Source organism: Paraburkholderia sp. RL17-347-BIC-D (assembly GCF_046027915.1).
Lineage (GTDB): Bacteria > Pseudomonadota > Gammaproteobacteria > Burkholderiales > Burkholderiaceae > Paraburkholderia.
The window spans coordinates 1-17,554 of sequence record NZ_JARESS010000067.1 but is presented as its reverse complement, the minus strand read 5'-3'; the positions used below and the strand labels follow the sequence as shown (position 1 = coordinate 17,554).

Sequence of the window (17,554 nt, the reverse complement as noted above, 5' to 3'; positions counted from 1 at the left end):
CGCTGGCTTAATCCACCAGGCTCCGCGTTAATACCGTCGCATCGAACCAGAAGAAATCAGATGAAGATGTCGCGCAAAAAGATTGCAATCCTGGTAGTCGGTCTTCTGATCGTGGCCGGCGTGATCATTCAGGCGGTGTGGCGTCCATTTGCGCATCGCAAAGTTGCCGAGAATAGCGAAGTCGTCCTCGATATTCATCACCCTGACGCGGTGATCGACAGCGAAGCGCTCTCGCGTTTGCCGCGCGACATTCTGCGCGTGCCGCTATTGCACGACGTGCTGACGCAAGACTTCGTCGACTACTACGAATCGAGCAATACGCGGCTGTCCGCCGAAGGCGCGCTGCGGCGTCTCGCGTTCGAACATCAACTCGACTGGCGCGACGAACTGATCCGCCGTGTCTTCGACGAACCCGCGCACGTGCTGCTGTGGCGCTCGCCCGACGGCCGCCTCGGCTACTGGGTGATGTCGATGCATCGCAACGGCTTCGCCAAGCTGCTGCAAGGCGTGGGCAACCTCGCCACGAGCGATGCGCAACTGAGCCAGGTGGCGAAGCTCTCCGGCGACGTGCCGGTCTATGCATTGAAACTCGCAGTCGGCCGCACGCTGCTGTTCGCCACCAAAGAGGACCGCCTGGTGGTGCTGTCCGCACCCGGTGTATTGCTCGACGGCAAGGGCGGTTTGCTGAGCGAGCGTGCCGACGCCGTGTCCGAGATGCTTTCGTCGGGCCGTGACGACGCCGCGCATGCCTATCGGCTCGACGCGTCCGGCGACGCGCCGAAGGGCCATCGGCTGGTGGTGTCGGCGAATTACCTGTCGTTTGGTTATCAGGCGTTTTTCTCCGGTATCGACGCGCTGCGCTTCGACTTCTCGCCGAACGGCAACGCCGCGGCGAACTGGCAAACCTCGGCGCTGATCGAGCCAGGCAAGTTGCCGCAGCAATGGAACGGCGCCGACCTGTGGCGCGCTTTGCCAGCCAATGCGGCGGCCTGTACAAGCTTGCCGGCGGACTGGAAAGAGGCCTCGGGTCTGTTGGGCAAGGTGACCGACGGCGGCGCGGACAACGCCGCCGCGATCGGCGACCAGCTCACCGGTCCCGCGGCGGTGTGCTGGTATGCGAAGTCCACGCTGGTCGCGCCGGTGTTCGTCGCGCGCGTGAAGCAGCAGGACGCGGCCGGCATCGCCGCATTGAAGACCGCGCTCGGCAAGACTTTCGGCAACGTGATCGGCGCCTATGAAGCGAAGGCGGCCAAAGCCGACGGCGCCGAATCGGGCTATCGCCGCTTGCCGGTCACCATGCGTGACCAAGGCGCGGATGTCACCGTGTGGCAGCGTCCGGTTAGCGCGCGTTCGGGCACGGCGGTGAGCAGCAAGGCGTCGTTCGCGTCGCAGTTGTCGGCGGAACGCTATTTCCCGATCACGCTCGCGCTCGCGCACGGCTATCTGATTTTCTCGCCGGACGGCCGGCTCGTCGACGATACGCTCGCGGTGCTCGACAAGCGCTATCCGGCGCTCGCCGATACGCTCGCGCCGCAACGTCTGCCGCGAACGATTCTGACGCTCACGCCGTCGTCGGCTGCCGCGCTGATCGAACGCGAGGCGGGCGCGGCGTTGCCGGCGGATCAGGAAGCGGTGTTCCGCAACGCATCGCGCACGCACCTGGTGCCGAAGCTGCACGCGCTCGCTCATTACCCGCCGGTTTCGCTGACGCTGCCGCAGGACCTGCCGGGCTCGACGGGCTGGGTGCCGGTGGAGTGGTGGTTCGATCGCGCGAAGGCCGATGCCGGTGCGAATACCGCCGCTGCCGATACGCCCGCGGATCAGCCCGGCACTGAGGGCGACTGAGTGCGCCGCCTTCGCGTCTCCTCGCGCCGCGCATGGCTCGCGCGCATGGCTTCACTATGCGCGCTGGCAAGCCTCGCGCCTTACGCACACGCGCTCACCACCACCGCCGCATCCCCTGACCCCGACGCACTCTCACCGCAACAATCCGCGGCGTTTCGCGCGTGGTTCGCGCGCATCGTCGACCAGCAGATGCGGCGCGGACCGACCCCGCGCTGGACGCAACGCGATTGCGCGGGTCTCGTGCGCTTCGCCGTCGGGGAAACGCTCAGGCCGCACGACACCAAATGGCTGCGCGCCAACGGCATGACCAGTCTCGCCGATACCAGCAGCATGCCGCCCGAGCTGCAACTGTCCGCGCCGCAGCGCACGATCGCCAACCGCTGGACCCAGCTCGACGGTTCCACCGGCGCGTACGCATCGGCGATCGCACTGATTCAACGCAATAGCCGTTTTGTTTCGAAGGACGTGAACCAGGCGTTGCCCGGTGATCTGCTTTTCTTCGACCAGGGCGACGACCAGCATCTGATGATCTGGCTGGATCGCTACATCGCTTATCACACAGGCACCGTCACGCCGACCGATACCGGTCTGCGCGCCGTCGCCGTTTCCGACCTGATGCAATGGAAAGATTCCCGCTGGCAGCCGCTCGACGGCAATCCGAATTTCGTCGGCGTGTTTCGTTTGGACTTTTTGACACCATGACCCGAATGATTTCCGTCACGCCATCGAGTGCTTGGTTGGGCAATGCGCGCCGTCGCGCGGCATGCACGTTCGCCGCATTGCTCCCGGTCTTGCTCGCGGCCATGATGCTCGCCATCGCACCGGCCGCCCATGCCGACGACGACGCCGCGAGCGCCGCCGCCGCCGATGCCAACATCGCCGGAAATCCGACGCTGCAGACAGCGCCGTCGAGCAATTTCAGTTCACAGAAGGTCGACGGTCAGCCGTTCTTCCTGCTTTCGGACGCGAGCTTCGGCAGCGATCAACTGGCGCAGGTGCGGCTCGAAGCGCCCGGCCGCGATTTCAAGGACGCGTTGCAGGCTTTTGGCGGCGCGGACATCGTCGTGTATCGCGTGCCGAAGCCGCTGGACTTTCTGAAGGCGCAAAAGAATCTGCATCGGTTGAATGTCGCGCCGAACTATCAGGGCGAAGGGCTGGCGAACACGCTCGCGTATCTGTGGGACCGCTGGTTTACCGAAGCACGCCGCGCATGGCAGCGTGTGTTGTCGTTCGCGACCCGCAGCAAGGCGACCGAAGCGGCGCCGCAATTCAAACTCGGCGAGCAGACCGGCAAGCCGACGCAATTCGAGCCGAACTCGCAATTCGCGCCGCTCAAAGGCTACGACATGGTCGCGCGTTTCCGCTATCCGATCTGGGATGCGAAAGTGATCGAACCGCCCAAGGGCGTGAACCTCGCGGGCAGCAGCAGCAACTTTATCGAAGCCAGTTCGGGCAACGTGATGATTCCGGTCGGCAAGCTGCCGCCGGGGCTGTATATCGTCGAGGCGGTGATCGGCAACTATCGCGCGCACACGCTGTTGTTCGTGTCGGACACGGTGGCGGTGGTGAAAGCGGCATCGAGCGGCATGCTGGTGTGGACCACGCGGCGCGATAACGGCAAGCCCGTGGCCAATACGGAAGTGAACTGGACCGACGGCGTGGGCGTCCTGCAAAGCGGCACGACCGGCAACGACGGCGCGCTGGTGCTGCAACACGTGAGCCCCGAGCGCAGCTATGTGCTCGGCACCGATCCGCAAGGCGGCGTGTTCGTCTCCGAGAATTTCTACTACGACAGCGAGATCTACAACACGAAGATCTATGCAGTGACCGACCGGCCCATGTACCGGCCGGGTGATCCGGTGCATGTGAAGTTCATCGGCCGCACGTTCCAGAACGCGACGCAATCGTCGGCGCCGGCAGAGGCCGATATCAAGCTCGACGTGCTCGATCCGAACGGCGCGCCGGTGGCGACCAGCAGGGTGCATTTCGCGTCGGACACGGGCGCGGATACCGCGTTCACACTGCCCGCCGACGCCACCGCCGGCGGCTACACGCTGCGCTTCGACTACAACGGCGATGTATACGGCAGCGCATTTCGCGTCGCCGAATATGTGAAGCCGCACTTCGACGTGAACCTGTCGATGGACAAAGCCGACTACGCGACCGGCGAGACGCTGAAGGGCAAGATCCAGTTGCGCTATCCGGACGGCAAGCCGGTGCGCGACAGCAAGATCTCGGTCACGCTGCGCGCGCAGAAAGTGACGATCGTCGACGGCGAACTGCGTTACGCGGGTCTGTTCCCGGTCAAGCTCGAACAACAGGAACTGAAGACGGATAGCGACGGCAACGCGAGTCTCACGCTGCCGGCCGCGAAGGAGCCGAGCCGCTATGCGTTGACGCTGTTCGCGCAGGACGGCGCGGCGTACAAGGTGCGCGTGACGCGCGAAGTGCTGATTGCGCGCGGCGCGACGCCCTATCGTTTGACCACCGCCAAATCGTTCTCGCAACCGAAGGAAGCAGTCAGCTTCGATCTGCAGGCGCTCGGCGCGGTCGATCCGGCGTCGCATGCGCCGTCGAAATGGGAATGGACGCGCCTCGAATCGCAAACGCATGGCGAAGGCGCGTTGAAGGGCGCGAGCGCGGGCGGCAAGCTGTCATTCCCGGTGACGTTCGACGAACCGGGCTCCTACATGTTGTCGGTCAAGGACGACCTGGGCAACCTGCTCGCCGCGTCCAGCCACTGGGTCGTGGGCGATGGCCTGAAAGCGATTCCGGGCAGCGTCGAGATCGTGTTCGATCGCGACAAGTACAAGATCGGCGATACCGCCGAAGCCCTGATCACCTTCCCGATGCCGGTGGACGACGCGTTGCTCACGCTCGAACGCGACAACGTCGAGCGTCGCGCGCTGCTCACGGCGGGCGGCGACTGGCTGCAATTGCAGCGTGTGGCGCCGTCGCAATGGAAAGCGCGCATCAAGGTGGGCGAAGACTTTGCGCCGAACATGACGTTCTCGGTGCTGTACGTGCACGCCGGCGAATACGTGTTCCAGAACGCAGGCATTGTGGTCGCGCAGCCGCAGATCGAACTGAACGTGAAGAGCGACAAGCCGGTGTACGGTCCGGGCGACACGGTCACGCTGAATTTCGGCAGCACGTTGAACGGTAAGCCGGAAGCGGCGAATCTGACGGTGAGCGTGGTCGATGAAATGGTCTACGTGTTGCAGCCGGAAATCGCGCCGAATATCGTCGACTTCTTCTATCACCCGCGCCGCAATAACGTGCGGACTTCGTCAAGCCTGTCGTTCATCACTTATGACCTTGCGCGCTCGCCGCTGAAGGGCGCACCGGGTGGACCGCAACGAGCGAACTACAACGAGCGCGGCGTGAAAGTGCTCGAACGGCCGCGCCGTGACGATCAGGACACGGCCGCGTGGGAAGGCAGTCTGAAAACCGACGCCAACGGCCATGCCACCATGACGTTCAAGATGCCGGATTCGCTGGCGCGCTGGCGCATCACGGTGCGCGCGGCGGCGCCGGACGGCATGGTCGGTCAACGCACCGCTTACGTGCGTTCGGACAAGGCGCTGTATCTGAAGTGGAGCGGACCGTCGCACTTCCGCGTCAACGATCAGCCGGCTATCGACATGATCGCCTTCAATCAGACCGACGCGGACATGGACGCGCAGTGGGTGGTCGAGGGCGGCGGGCTGTCGCTCAATCAGAAGGTCACGCTCAAGCGCGGCGCGAACTATCTGCGTCTGCCGAGCGGCGCGTTGAAAGATGGTGTGATCAATGCGACGCTGCGCAGCGCGGGCAAGGATGTCGATCGTCTGCAGACCACGCTTCATCTCGACGCGAGCGGGTGGCTCGATCTGCATCAGAACACGGTGGCGCTCGACGGCTCGAACAAGTCGCTCAATCTGCCGCAAGATGCGCAGGATGTCGGCGTGCGGTTCATCGGCAGCGCGCAAAGCCAGTTCATGCGCGTCGCCGACGATCTGATCAACTATCCGTACGGTTGCGCCGAGCAGACCTCGAGCCGTCTAATTCCGCTGGCGCTCGCGCATGATGCGATCGGCCACGGCCGTGGCTACGACGATAGCGCGAGTTCGACGCAAGGGCTCGAAGCGCTGCTGCGCAATCAACGGCAGCGTCTGGCGATGCTTGCGGGCGTCGGCGGCACGTTCGGCTGGTGGGGCGATACGACGGGCGGCAGCGCGCTGATCACGGCCTATGCGTATTACGCGGACTGGCTCGCGAGCCGCAGCCTCGGCATCAGCCTTCCCGCCGACAACTGGCAGCACGCGATGGACGTCTATCGCGACGCCGGGGCGAAAGAGCCGCTGCTGCATCGTGCGCTGGCTTTGTGGTTCATGCAGCAGATGGGCTTGCCGGTTGCGACGCCGGTGTCGGGCGTCGCCGCGGACCTGATGAGCGATGCGGCGGCCACGGCCAATGCGCCCGCGCGCAGCGGCACGTATGGCGCGTCGGACAGCATCGTGTTCGCGCAAGCCGATTCGCCGCGCGGCAAGCAGATGGCGACGCTGCTGATCGCCAGCATGGCGCGCAGCACGAGCGCGCAATTGCCGGATGGCTTCGACGCCGCGGCAAGCGCCGCGCGTACCGCGTTGAGCAACGATCCGGCGCCGCTCGTGCAAAGTCTGCTGGTCATGTCGGGCGGCGACGGCGGCGCGGCGGTCGATGCATCCGCCTTGCTCGCGAAGAGCAGCGCCGATTATCCGACGCTCGATCGCGCGTTGACGCTGCTGTGGTTGCGCAAGGCGCTAGGCGGCGATGTGCCGGCCGCGTCGTTGCCGTCGCTGCAAGGCGCGGGCTGGACACGCGCCGCGACGCCGACCGGCACGCCGCTCTACAAGTGGACCGGCGCGGGACTGCCGACCACGCTCGACGCAGGCACCTCGCGTACCGACGTCAACGCGCTGGTTTCGTTCCGCAGTCATACGAGCGAGGACAGCCGTCTTAACATCACCGTCGAGCGCCGTTTCTACAAGCTCGAACCGGTCGAGATCGCGGTCGATCCGAAGAAGGGAGCAGCAGGCGGCGAGAGCCAGCTGGGCCGCTCGGCATTCACCGCGCGTCTGGTGAAGCAGGGCGACGCGATCGACAGCAACGCGCTGTACGTCGACGAAGTCACGCTCACGCCGCGCTCCGGCAACGCGTACCACTACGGTCTGCTCGACGTGCCGCTGCCGCCGGGCGGCAATGTCGAGGCGACGAGCTGGGGCGTATCGATCGACGGTCTGCCGGGCGCGAAAGATGGTGCCAGCGGTCCGCAGCCATTCCAGCGCGTTGCGTCGTATGAGATGGGCGAGCTGGCGTATCACCAGCCCGTGCCATTGCTCGACCGGCCGGTCACGCTGCGGCAACTGGTGCGCTTCGCGTTGCCGGGCACGTTCGCGCTGCCGCCCGCGCGCTACTTCCGCATGTATCAGCCGGACGCGAAGGCGTTCGAAGGCGGCAAGAGCGATCGCGTGACGACGTTGCGCATTCAGTAAGCGAGACGAGACCGCCATGTTCCGCACGCTTCGGCCTCTACGCGATCGTCTGGCCGCCAGGCTGCGGATCGCGCTTGCCGTGGGCGTCGGGTTCGGTTGCTGTGTGTGCAACGGCACGCTCGCGTATGCGGCGACTTCATCTCAAACGGTGTCCGGTTCGCAGATGCTGCGCTTCGCCTGGCTGCGCGACGGCCAGAGCCAGCTTTGGCAAGCCGACGGCAGCGGTGCCGCGGTCGGCTTCTCGCCGCAGGGCGCGGGTGTCTTGCCCGCGACGCTGGAGACGCCGCTCGGCAGCGTATGGAAGCTGTTCGTCTACGGCTATCTGGTGGACCGCAACATCGCCACGCCGGACTACGCCTGCAACGGCGGCGATCCGGAAGAAGTGTATTGCTGCATGACGGGTGGTCACATCGACCGTGAACATGCGTTGGTGCGGTCATGCGGGCTCTTTTTCGAACCCGCGCGCCTGCAGCTCGATTCCGCCGACTGGCGCAAGTATTGGACGGCCGCTCACGCGCCCGCATGGCTGCGCGATCTGCATGCCATGACGCCCACGCGCCGCGTGCCGGTGACCGAACTGCTCGCCGCCTTGCAGGCGATGCCCGTCCGGCCGCGCGAAGCGGCGGCGAGCACGCTGGTGTCGGTGCTGACCAGCGGACGCGGTGAAGGCACGGTGTCGCTTTACGGCAGCGTGCTGCGCGCCAAGACGTGGACGATGCCGGACCCGGCGCGTCCGGGCGCTTCGATCGGCGGCGCGGCGGGCTGGCTCGCCGACGGCTCGCCGGTATGGTTGGGTGGTCCGGGCGGCAGCGCGCGCGTGCTGGCCGCCGCGGCGCCGCGCATCGCCCCACTGCTTACGCAGGTCACCGTGCCGGACGACGGCGCTTGCGTGCTGGTCGATTTCTTCAGCCGCTATCCGATTCGCGAAGTGCTCGGCGATAAAGGACCGGCCGCTGCGTCCGAGGGTCCGTTGCGCGGTGATTTCCGGGTCGGCTTCGTCAATGGCAATTGGGCGCGGGTGACGAGCCGCGGCGAGCTGCGACTCGATCGCGATGCGGCCGGCGCGCCGCAAGTGGTCGGCCGATTCGGCATGAACGACTATGTGGCCCGTGTGGTCGAGCGCGAAGGCGACACGAGCCAGGCGGAAGCGGCGAAGGCGTTGGCGGTCGCGGCGCGCACCTACGTCGTACAGCACGGCAACCACGATCACGGCTGTTTCCGTATCGACGACAGCAGCAGCACGCAGCGCGTCCTGCCACGCGCGCCGACGGCCGCCGCGCGCCATGTCGCTGATGTGACCGATGCGCTGGTGCTGACCGGTGTGCCGGTTCAGTATCACCACGACAAGGCCGCGCCGGGACAGATGAGCTGGCAGGCCGCGAAGGCCTCCGCGCAAACCGGTCTCACGTTCGACGCGATTCTCGCGCGCACCTGGCCGCAAGCGACGCTGACTTCGTTCCAGAGTCCGCTTTCGGGCGACTGCGTCGAGGTGGCCGGCGCGCAGGCATGGCTGCAACGCAACGTGCCGTTGTGGGCGCGGCGCATGGACGGCGCGGCGGGCTACGAAACGCCCGATCTGCCCGCGGTGTGCGCCGTGCGCGAAGGTCGGCCGTATGCGGATGCGCAGCGCAATCGCGTGTACGTGTATCGCTTGCAGACCGAAGAGGACCGTATCGCGTTGGCGCATGAATACATCCACCTCGCGTTCCAGCATCATCCGCGTGGGCTCGATGAGACGTTCGTCGAGCGCACCGCGCGCACGCTGATTCGTACCGAGAATCCGATCCAATGAATACCGTCTCGCGCTCGCCGATATCCTTGTTGCGCTGGTCGCCTTCGCGGCTCGCCATCCGTGTTCGCGCCGTCGTAACGCTGGCCGCGGTCGGGGCTGCGTTTGCGCTCTGCACTGCTGCGCCGAATGCCGAAGCCGCCGACGCCAACGGCGCGCTCGCCGATCTGACCGGCGCGTTCGGCGGTTGGCGTCACAGCGGGCTGACGAACGAGGGCGAGCATTTCGTCGCGGCTTATCCGCGGCCACCGGTCGATCGCGGCGCGCAGCGCTATCGCACGCTGATCGAGGGACGCCTGAAGCACATCGACAAACACGCGCGCAAGCCGCCGACGCTGGTCGTCAACGGCAACCCCGCACCGCTCTACACCGACGACGAAGGCTCGTTCGCGCGGCCCTGGGCGTTCGGCGCGGGTTCGAACAGCATCGAGCTGATTTCCGCCGACGGCAAACAGCACCAGCGCATGCAATTCTACGAAGCCGACCGTAGCAAGCCGCAGGCGAAGCTGCGCGCGATGGTCACGTGGGATGATCCGCATGCGCAGGTCGATCTGCATGTGATCACGCCGGGCGGCCTGCATGCCTTCTTCGCCAACCCGACGCTTGAAGACGGCAGCGGTTTCGACGTCGATTCGGTGGACGGCGCGGGGCCGGGGATCTTTTCTTCGGCGGCACCCGAGCATGGCACGTGGCTGTTCTTTCTGAATTACTGGGGCAATTTCGATTCGACCGGCTACAACTTCGACGCCGCCGCGCACGATCGCGACGTGATTACGGCGACGTTGACGCTGGTGTTCAACGAAAACACGCCGAACGAACGGCGTGAAACGATGGTCGTGCCGCTGCGCAAGATCGGCGACCTGATGCTCGTGAAAAGCGAGCGACTCTGACAGCGGGATGGAGCAGTGACGATGAAGGTCGAGACGACGGGTTGGATGATGGCGAGCCGCGGTTGGCTCGCAATGGCCTGCGTGGCTAGTTTGGCCTGCTTGCTGGTAGCGCCGGCGGCGCACGCGAGCGACATCGACTTCGCCGCGCCGTTGAACGGCTGGCGCAACACGAGTGGCGATAGCGAGCGTTATACGCAGGACGTGCACTACCCGGCGGTGGCGGTGTCGACGCCGGAGGGGCAGTCCAAATTCGCGCTGATCGAAGGGCAGATCCGCAACACGCCGAAGAAGAAGGGCACGTCGGTGGGCACGCTGGTGGTCGACGGCACGCCGCTGCCGCAGCGCGTGGAAGAGGACGGCAAGTTCTCGCGGCCGTATGCGTTTCCTGCTGGCAGCAACGGCGTCGAACTGCGCGCGCCGGACGGCAGCCGCAAGCGCGTGCAGTTCTACGACGCCTACAGCGGCAAGACCCAGCCGAAGCTGCGCGTGCTGCTCGCGTGGGACACCGATGGCACCGATCTGGATCTGCACGTCGTCTCGCCCGACGGCGCGCACACCTGGTACGGCGAGCGCGTCGCGCCGAACGGCGGCGCGCTCGACGTCGACGTGACGACGGGCTATGGGCCGGAGATTTACTCGTCCGCGGCGCCGTTAAAGGGCACGTATCTGGTCTATGTGAATTACTACGGCAGCGGTAATAGTGGCGCCGATATGACCGTCGCGCAGGTGACCATCATCACGAACGAGAATACGCCGAACGAAAAGAGCGAAACGATTCGCGTGCCCATGCGCAAGGCAGGTGAATTGACGCTCGTGAAAACGTTTGTCTTGCCGTAAAAGCAGCGGACGCGAGTGGCTTATGATTTTTCTGAGTGCGACGATGCGAAATGGCTTAATTTGTTGATAAACCTTCACTTAATAAAGGCGAGATTTTCATTAAGTAGGAAGAGTGTTTATAAATCAACAAAAGCGTGTAATGATCGCGCTCATCGGCTTGCTTTTTCGTCAGCCGGTTTTCAAATGCTTGCGCGAGGTAAGCCAGTTTTGCGCGGGGCCGTCGCTAGCCCGCAACGCATACGCCAGCGCGGGCCATAAAAACGTCAGTTTGCGAATGGGGCAGAAGAAAAATGAATTCACTCGACCAGAAGCAGCCGCTCTTGACCTATGACGGCAAGATTGGGGAGTTGTACGGGATCTTCATCAAAAATCTGCTGCTGCAGATCATCACGTTAGGCATTTATCGATTTTGGGCGACCACCAATACTCGCCGATATATCTGGTCGCGCATGCGTTTTCAAGGTGAGCGGTTTGAATACACCGGGACCGGCGGTGAATTGTTCAAAGGGTTTTTGCTGGCGATCGCGATTATGATCGGCGCGGTTATCGGCGCGGGCATTCTCAGCGCGGTTCTGCGCGCCGTTACGGGAAGTGCGTTGCTGGGCGCGTTGCCGTTTCTTGCGCTTTACGTCGTGATCGCAGTGGTCGCGGCGGGCGCGTATTTCAGCGCGCAGCGTTATCGCCTGAGTCGCACGCAGTGGTGCGGGATTCGCGGCGGCATGACCGGTTCGTCCTTCGTCTACGGCGTGTATGTGTTGCTGTATGGCCTGCTGTGCATCGTCACGCTCGGTCAGCTGGTGCCGTGGGTGTCGATGCGCCTCGCGGAACGCCGCATCAACGCAAGCAGTTTCGGCAGCTTGCCGTTTCACTTTGAAGGCCGCGCCCGCGCGTTGTATGCCGCGTTCGTCGGTACGTTTGTCGGCGTGGTCGCGCTGCTGGTCGTACTCGGGGCGATCTTCTTCAAGAGCTTCATGGCGCTGCTGCCGATTGGCCACGCTCCGCTGAAGGGAAACGATCCCGCGGCGCTCGCCGCTGTCGGCTCGGTGTTTCTGTTTTACGTGCTGTTCATCGTCGGCGCGTTGCTGATTCAGTGCTTCTACCTGGCGCTACTCACGCGCCATGTCATGGGCAATACGACGCTGGGCTCGCAACTGCGCTTCGGCAGCAGCGTCACCGCGGGGCGTCTGCTCGGCATGATCCTCGGCAATCTGGCCATCGTCGTGTTCACGCTGGGCTTGGGTTTGCCGATCGTGCTGCATCGCGTGATGCGACTCGCGGCGGATACGCTGCAAGTGTCCGGTCAGCTCGATCCGCAGACGCTGGCTCAAAGCGATCAGGCGGCGCCGCGTACCGGCGAGGGCATGCTGAACCTGCTCGATCACGGCGGCGCGTTCTGATTCTGAGGCGGCATTGACCTTCTCCGATTCAGAGGGCGCGCACTCGACGGGCACGCGCTTTTACGACGGCCGCAGTGCCGCTGCTCATGCGGTGACGCTGCGCTGGAGCGACGCGTTTCTCTCCATCGACGGCGAAGCGGGTGAGCTGGCGGTGTGGCCGCGAGCGCGGCTGGTCGTCGGCGAACCCGATCCGGAAGGACGAGTCGCGTTGTCGTGCAAAGGCGAGCCGGGCCGCGTGTCGACCGATCCTGCTACGTTGCCGGCGCAGATCATCCCGCGGCGCATGAAGCGGCGGCACTATCTCGGCTGGCTGATGGTCGGCGTGGTGGCGCTGGTGCTCGCGTTCGTGCTCGTCGTGCGACTGCCGGCGGTGGGCGCGGCGCTGGTGCCGCGCAGCGCCGAAAACCAGCTCGGCGAGATGGTGGAGGCGGTCGTCGTCGGCAAGCACAAAGTGTGTCGCGGTGAAGAGGGACAGCGCGCGCTAGAGCAACTCGAAGCGCGGCTCGCTCATGCTGCGGGTATCGCGCAACCGGTCCACCTGGAGGTGGTCGACCGCAAGATGATCAATGCGCTGACGCTGCCTGGCGCACGCATGGTGATCATGCGCGGTTTGATCGAGCGAGTCGGCAATGCAGATCAACTCGCCGGCGTGATGGCGCACGAGACCGGACATATCGCGCGACGGGATCCGATGGTCGCGTTGTTTCGCGGCGCTGGTATCGGCGTGATCAGCGCAACGCTCGGCATCAATCTCGGCTTCGCCGATGTGTCGTCGCTGGCTGGGCGACTCGTGGGTTTGTCGTATAGCCGCGATATGGAGCGCCTCGCCGATGCGAACGGCGTCGCCTATCTGCAAGCAAGCGGCTTGCGCAGCGACGGGCTCGCCGGTTTTTTGCGCTGACTGACACGCGCAACGACACGCGCAACGACACGCGCAACGACACGCGCAACGGCAATGCCGGCGCTGCGGTGGAATTCCTTTCGGATCATCCGCGGACGAGCGATCGGCAAAAGCAAAGCCAAGGGTCACCGCTCGGTGACAGCGCGTTGACGCCGAGCGAATGGGCCGCTGTCCGCTCGATGTGCGGCAAGCCGTGAGCCACGCGACTCATTGAGAGCGCAGCGATGAAAGCCAATGCGTTCAAGGAGTTGGAGGAGTCATGCGCAGGTTGTCCACAGCCTTGCGAACAGTTTCTGTGGACAAATGCTGTAGACAAATTCGACCGCGAGCACGCCTTCAGCAAGAAGGCGGCTCGTGAGGCTCGATGCACGTCGTTTGACGATCAAAGGTCGGAGTCCAATCTCCGCTCTTCGACGACGTCACGCGTGGCCGCCCAATACGGCGGACGGTTGTAGTACTCGTGCACGGACGTGCCCCATTGCATGTCCACCATCGAAGGCCAGTTATCCTTATCGAAGCCCGGCGCGTTCTTGATGCGTTCGGCGCTTGCGTCGAGCACGAAGCACTTGTCGTCCGTGTCGAGCGTGAGCGCGCTCCAGGGAATCGCGTGAAGCGTGTCGCCTATGCCTAGAAAGCCGCCGGTGGATAGCACCGCGTAAGCGATTCGGCCGCCGCGTACGTCGAGCATGATGTCGGAGATCTTGCCGACATGTTCGCCGTCGGACGACATCACCTTGTTTCCATCGAGCGTCGATGCCGCCATGACATCCGGTCCGGGTCCGTCACCGATGCCGACTCCAACAATATTTGCGCCCTGTGCGCCGGCGGATGCCGGGACTTGGGGATCGAACGTGGTCATGATGTGCTCCTCGTAAAAAGCGTACATGGGGAGCGCGCAACGACTATGCCTGTTACCTGGGGAATGGTTGGCGCGGGAGCGCCTTCTGACGGTTGCCGCCGCCCGTTGCCGCCCGGCAGGTGTGGGTTGCTCGGCCATGCGGCGGTGCGCACCTGGAATCGCGCAATTGTGGGAAGCGTTACCGGCGAATGTTGCGCGACCGCGGCGGGTGACGCCACGGCTCGACGCCATGGGCCAAGCCGCGTTTCGGCGCGTAGCTTGCGCAAACGGATCTTGTCGGGCTGTTCAGCGCGAGGTGGGATGCCGAGCCCGGCGGCGCGAGGACGCAGCGATCCAAAGGAAAGCGCTTACCCTTTCTTACCGGAGCTCAAGTTTCGACGCAATGGGGTCGATAGGTGTTGTAGCCGGCCGTGCGTCGTCCACAAGCTGTTTGCGGCGCTATTGCATAGGTGCTCGATTCGCCGCTAGCGGCCGGCGGCCGGCGCATCGAATAAGCGAAATCAACGGAGGTTGCTATGCAAATCGACAGTGCGTTGTCGTCGACACTGCCGGGACCGGACCGCGTGACGACGAAAAGCCCGTCCGCAGCGGACGACGCCGTCATGCTGACATCGACGGTGGATGCACCCACGCAGGATGACGCCGTCCATATCTCCGCGGAAGGCGCGGCGACGGCGACGGCGGCTCAAGATGGCAATACGGGCCAGGGCGACGCAGTCAGCGATTCTGCAAGCCAGGGCACACCGGCATCCGGCGTCTCAGCGGTGAAATCGTTTGCGTACGGCACGCTCGGGCTCGAGCGTCCGGATCAGCCTCAGGAAGCGCACAACGCGTTCTATACGGCGGGGCGGTGGCTGGCAGCGGGCATCACGATCGGCGGGATCATTTCGCTGCTTGCTTGAGAGAGGGAGAAAGAATGCGCTTGCCGGGCGTGATGCACGACAAGCGCTATTGCTGGCTTAGCGGTCGAGGAACGACTTCAGGCGATCAGCGCGGCTCGGATGCATCAGCTTGCGCATGGCCTTGCTCTCGATCTGACGAATCCGCTCACGCGTCACGTCGAACTGCTTGCCGACTTCTTCGAGCGTGTGGTCCGACTTCGTGTTGATGCCGTAGCGCATACGAAGCACCTTGGCTTCGCGCGGCGACAGCGAGTCGAGCGCGTCGTCGATGGCGGCGCGCAAGTCGGCTTGCATCGCTGCGTCGGCCGGCGAGGACGCTGCCGAGTCTTCGATCATGTCGCCGAGCGTGGCATCGCCGTCGTCACCGACCGGCGTTTCCATCGACACCGGCTGCTTCGCGATCTTCAGAATGCCGCGCACCTTCTCTTCCGAGAGTTCCATGCGTTCCGCGAGCACGGACGGATGCGCTTCCTGACCGGTCTGCTGCAGGATTTCGCGCGAGATGCGGTTCAGCTTGTTGATCGTTTCGATCATGTGCACCGGCACGCGGATCGTGCGAGCCTGGTCGGCGAGCGAGCGCGTGACGGCCTGGCGGACCCACCACGTTGCGTACGTGGAAAACTTCCAGCCGCGACGGTATTCGAACTTGTCCACCGCCTTCATCAGGCCGATGTTGCCTTCCTGGATCAGGTCGAGGAACAGCATGCCGCGGTTCACGTACTTCTTCGCGATCGAGATCACGAGACGCAGGTTCGCCTCGATCATCTCGCTCTTCGCCTTGCGCATCTTCGATTCGGCCGCGACCATCTGGCGGTTGATCTCTTTCAGATGCTTCAGCGGCAGCGAAACCGTTGCTTCGATTTCGATCAGCTTTTGCTGTTCGGACTGAATTGCCGGCAGATGGCGCTCCAGCGCCGCGCCGTACGACGATGACGGGCGCGCGGCGCGTTCCGTCCAGCCGAGGTCGGCCTCATGACCGGCAAACGACTCGATGAACTTCTCGCGCGGCATGCCGCTCTTCGAAACGACGATTTGCAGAATGTTGCGCTCGATCGCGCGAACTTGCGCAACCTGTTGCTGCACGTCGCCGCACAGGCGATCGATCGTGCGCGCCGTGAAGCGGATCTTCGCGAGGTGCTGCTGGATCTCTTCGCGCGCACGCTGGTACGCCTTCGAGGTGACGTCGCCGCGCGTATGCGACGCGTTCATCTGGTCGGACAGCATGCCGACCTGGGCGAAGATTTCGAGGCAGTCGCTCGTGAGTTGCTTCAGGCGTGCTTCGTCTGCTGCCGAGGAGTCGGCCGGGCCGACGTCGTCGTCGCTGTCTTCTTCGTCGTCGCTGTCGGTGTCCGCGTCGACGTCGGCGGATGCGTCCGCGCTTGCGCTGTCTTCTTCGGCGGCGAGCGTGTCTTCATTCAGACCGTCGACCAGTTCGTCGATGCGCAGCTCGCCGTCGGCAACCTGCTGGGCGCTCGCCAGAATAGCCGAGATCGCGAGCGGGCAAGCGGCAATCGCCTGCACCATTTCATGCAGGCCGTCTTCGATGCGCTTCGCAATCGCGATTTCGCCCGCGCGCGTTAGCAGCTCGGTCGCGCCCATCTCGCGCATGTACATGCGCACCGGGTCGGTCGTGCGGCCAAATTCGGAATCGACGGTCGACAGGGCGACTTCGGTTTCCTCGTCCGCCTGATCGTCCGACACCACGGCGGGGGCGTTCGAGTTCAGCAGCAGCGTTTCGGCGTCCGGGGCCTGTTCATAGACCTGCACGCCCATGTCGTTGAACGCGCTGACAATGCTGTCGATCGCGGCCGTTTGCGCGAAGTTGTCGGGCAGATGGTCGTTGATCTGCGCGTGGGTCAGGTAACCTTGCTCCTTACCCAGCTGGATCAGCGCACGCATCTGGCGCTGACGTTCTTCGGCTTGCTGCGGCGGCAGTTCGGCCGCCACGGGGATCGCTTTACCGGCGCCCTTGCCCTTGGCCGTACGGCCCGAGGGGGCTTTGGCGGTGTAGGCGGCGGTTTCGTGTTGCGAATCTTCGCGATCAAAAGGGTTCACGTATTCTCCTCTAGAGGCTTCGCTATGAGACGCAAGACGCGACCGTCAGGCGTTTCGAGCATGGCTCAACATCACCTGAGTGACTCAACGCGGTTGTTTGGCTGTGCTCTGGGGAGCAAAAAAGATGAGCCCGCTCGAAGCGGGCCGATAGAAATGTGCGAAATTCGCGCGGCTCGCATTATATACGAGCTTGGGGCTTCGCGCTCATCCTGTGCACATCATTTCATCATGCGCGTTTGTCGCAGGTTCGTCCTTGGGCCGCTGGTCGGGCGTAGAGCGGTCGCCGGTTCGATGCATCTAGGTGCGTGCACATTCGCTGATTTCAAGCTTCTCACTATAGAGGAGTTCGGTCGTCCTGACACGACGGGGTCGCGTTTGCACCACTCTCCCTATATATATAGGGGACGCCTGTTTCTGGCGTCGATCGGCGTCTGGTCAAAAGAAAATTCACAAAAGGGGGTTGACGACGTGTCAGTCGTTCTCCATAATCTCGTTTCTCTGCTGCTGATGCAGCGACGCAGAACGAAGCGGTGCCGGGTGGTTGTGATGTTGACGACGCGCGA

The 17,554-nt window shown here is 64.2% G+C and carries 11 protein-coding genes; 9 read left to right on the top strand and 2 right to left on the bottom strand.

Annotation, left to right across the window (positions count from 1 at the left end):
* The first annotated feature begins 60 nt into the window (after positions 1 to 60).
* The 8 genes from P0D96_RS42460 to P0D96_RS42425 all read left to right on the top strand — a co-directional run bounded on the left by P0D96_RS42460 (position 61) and on the right by P0D96_RS42425 (position 13,175).
* Positions 61 to 1,845: a DUF2138 domain-containing protein gene (locus P0D96_RS42460; protein WP_408319844.1), complete on the top strand. Its 1,785-nt coding sequence runs from the start codon at positions 61 to 63 to the stop codon at positions 1,843 to 1,845.
* A 45-nt stretch (positions 1,846 to 1,890) separates the two neighbouring features.
* Positions 1,891 to 2,547 (top strand): DUF1175 domain-containing protein, encoded by a 657-nt coding sequence (locus P0D96_RS42455; protein ID WP_408292524.1) that lies wholly within the window; start codon positions 1,891 to 1,893, stop codon positions 2,545 to 2,547.
* Positions 2,544 to 7,361, top strand: coding sequence for an alpha-2-macroglobulin family protein (locus tag P0D96_RS42450; protein WP_408319842.1), 4,818 nt, complete (start codon positions 2,544 to 2,546; stop codon positions 7,359 to 7,361). The genes P0D96_RS42455 and P0D96_RS42450 overlap by 4 nt, the downstream gene beginning before the upstream one ends.
* Before the next feature lie 16 nt (positions 7,362 to 7,377).
* Positions 7,378 to 9,153: a DUF2300 domain-containing protein gene (locus P0D96_RS42445; RefSeq protein WP_408319840.1), complete on the top strand. Its 1,776-nt coding sequence runs from the start codon at positions 7,378 to 7,380 to the stop codon at positions 9,151 to 9,153.
* Between the two features lie 80 nt (positions 9,154 to 9,233).
* Complete coding sequence (locus tag P0D96_RS42440) at positions 9,234 to 10,040, top strand: YfaP family protein (protein WP_408319865.1); 807 nt, start codon at positions 9,234 to 9,236, stop codon at positions 10,038 to 10,040.
* 21 nt (positions 10,041 to 10,061) lie between these two features.
* Positions 10,062 to 10,877 (top strand): YfaP family protein, encoded by an 816-nt coding sequence (locus P0D96_RS42435; RefSeq protein WP_408178614.1) that lies wholly within the window; start codon positions 10,062 to 10,064, stop codon positions 10,875 to 10,877.
* Between the two features lie 290 nt (positions 10,878 to 11,167).
* Positions 11,168 to 12,274 (top strand): YjgN family protein, encoded by a 1,107-nt coding sequence (locus tag P0D96_RS42430; RefSeq protein WP_408319838.1) that lies wholly within the window; start codon positions 11,168 to 11,170, stop codon positions 12,272 to 12,274.
* A 13-nt stretch (positions 12,275 to 12,287) separates the two neighbouring features.
* Entirely contained in the window at positions 12,288 to 13,175 is an 888-nt protein-coding gene (locus tag P0D96_RS42425) for a M48 family metallopeptidase (protein WP_408319837.1), read from the top strand.
* A gap of 382 nt (positions 13,176 to 13,557) precedes the next feature.
* Here P0D96_RS42425 and P0D96_RS42420 read toward each other — a convergent pair whose 3' ends face one another.
* The gene (locus tag P0D96_RS42420; RefSeq protein WP_408319835.1) at positions 13,558 to 14,034 is read right to left on the bottom strand and encodes a PRC-barrel domain-containing protein; all 477 of its coding nucleotides are present in this window, start codon (positions 14,032 to 14,034) and stop codon (positions 13,558 to 13,560) included.
* Positions 14,035 to 14,549: 515 nt separating this feature from the next.
* Between P0D96_RS42420 and P0D96_RS42415 the strand changes: the two genes are divergently transcribed.
* On the top strand, positions 14,550 to 14,936 hold the full coding sequence (locus tag P0D96_RS42415; RefSeq protein WP_408292509.1) for a hypothetical protein: 387 nt from the start codon (positions 14,550 to 14,552) through the stop codon (positions 14,934 to 14,936).
* A gap of 57 nt (positions 14,937 to 14,993) precedes the next feature.
* Here the strand turns inward: P0D96_RS42415 and rpoD are convergent, their stop codons facing one another.
* Positions 14,994 to 16,991: an RNA polymerase sigma factor RpoD gene (gene rpoD / locus P0D96_RS42410; RefSeq protein ID WP_132383981.1), complete on the bottom strand. Its 1,998-nt coding sequence runs from the start codon at positions 16,989 to 16,991 to the stop codon at positions 14,994 to 14,996.
* Positions 16,992 to 17,554: the final 563 nt, after the last annotated feature.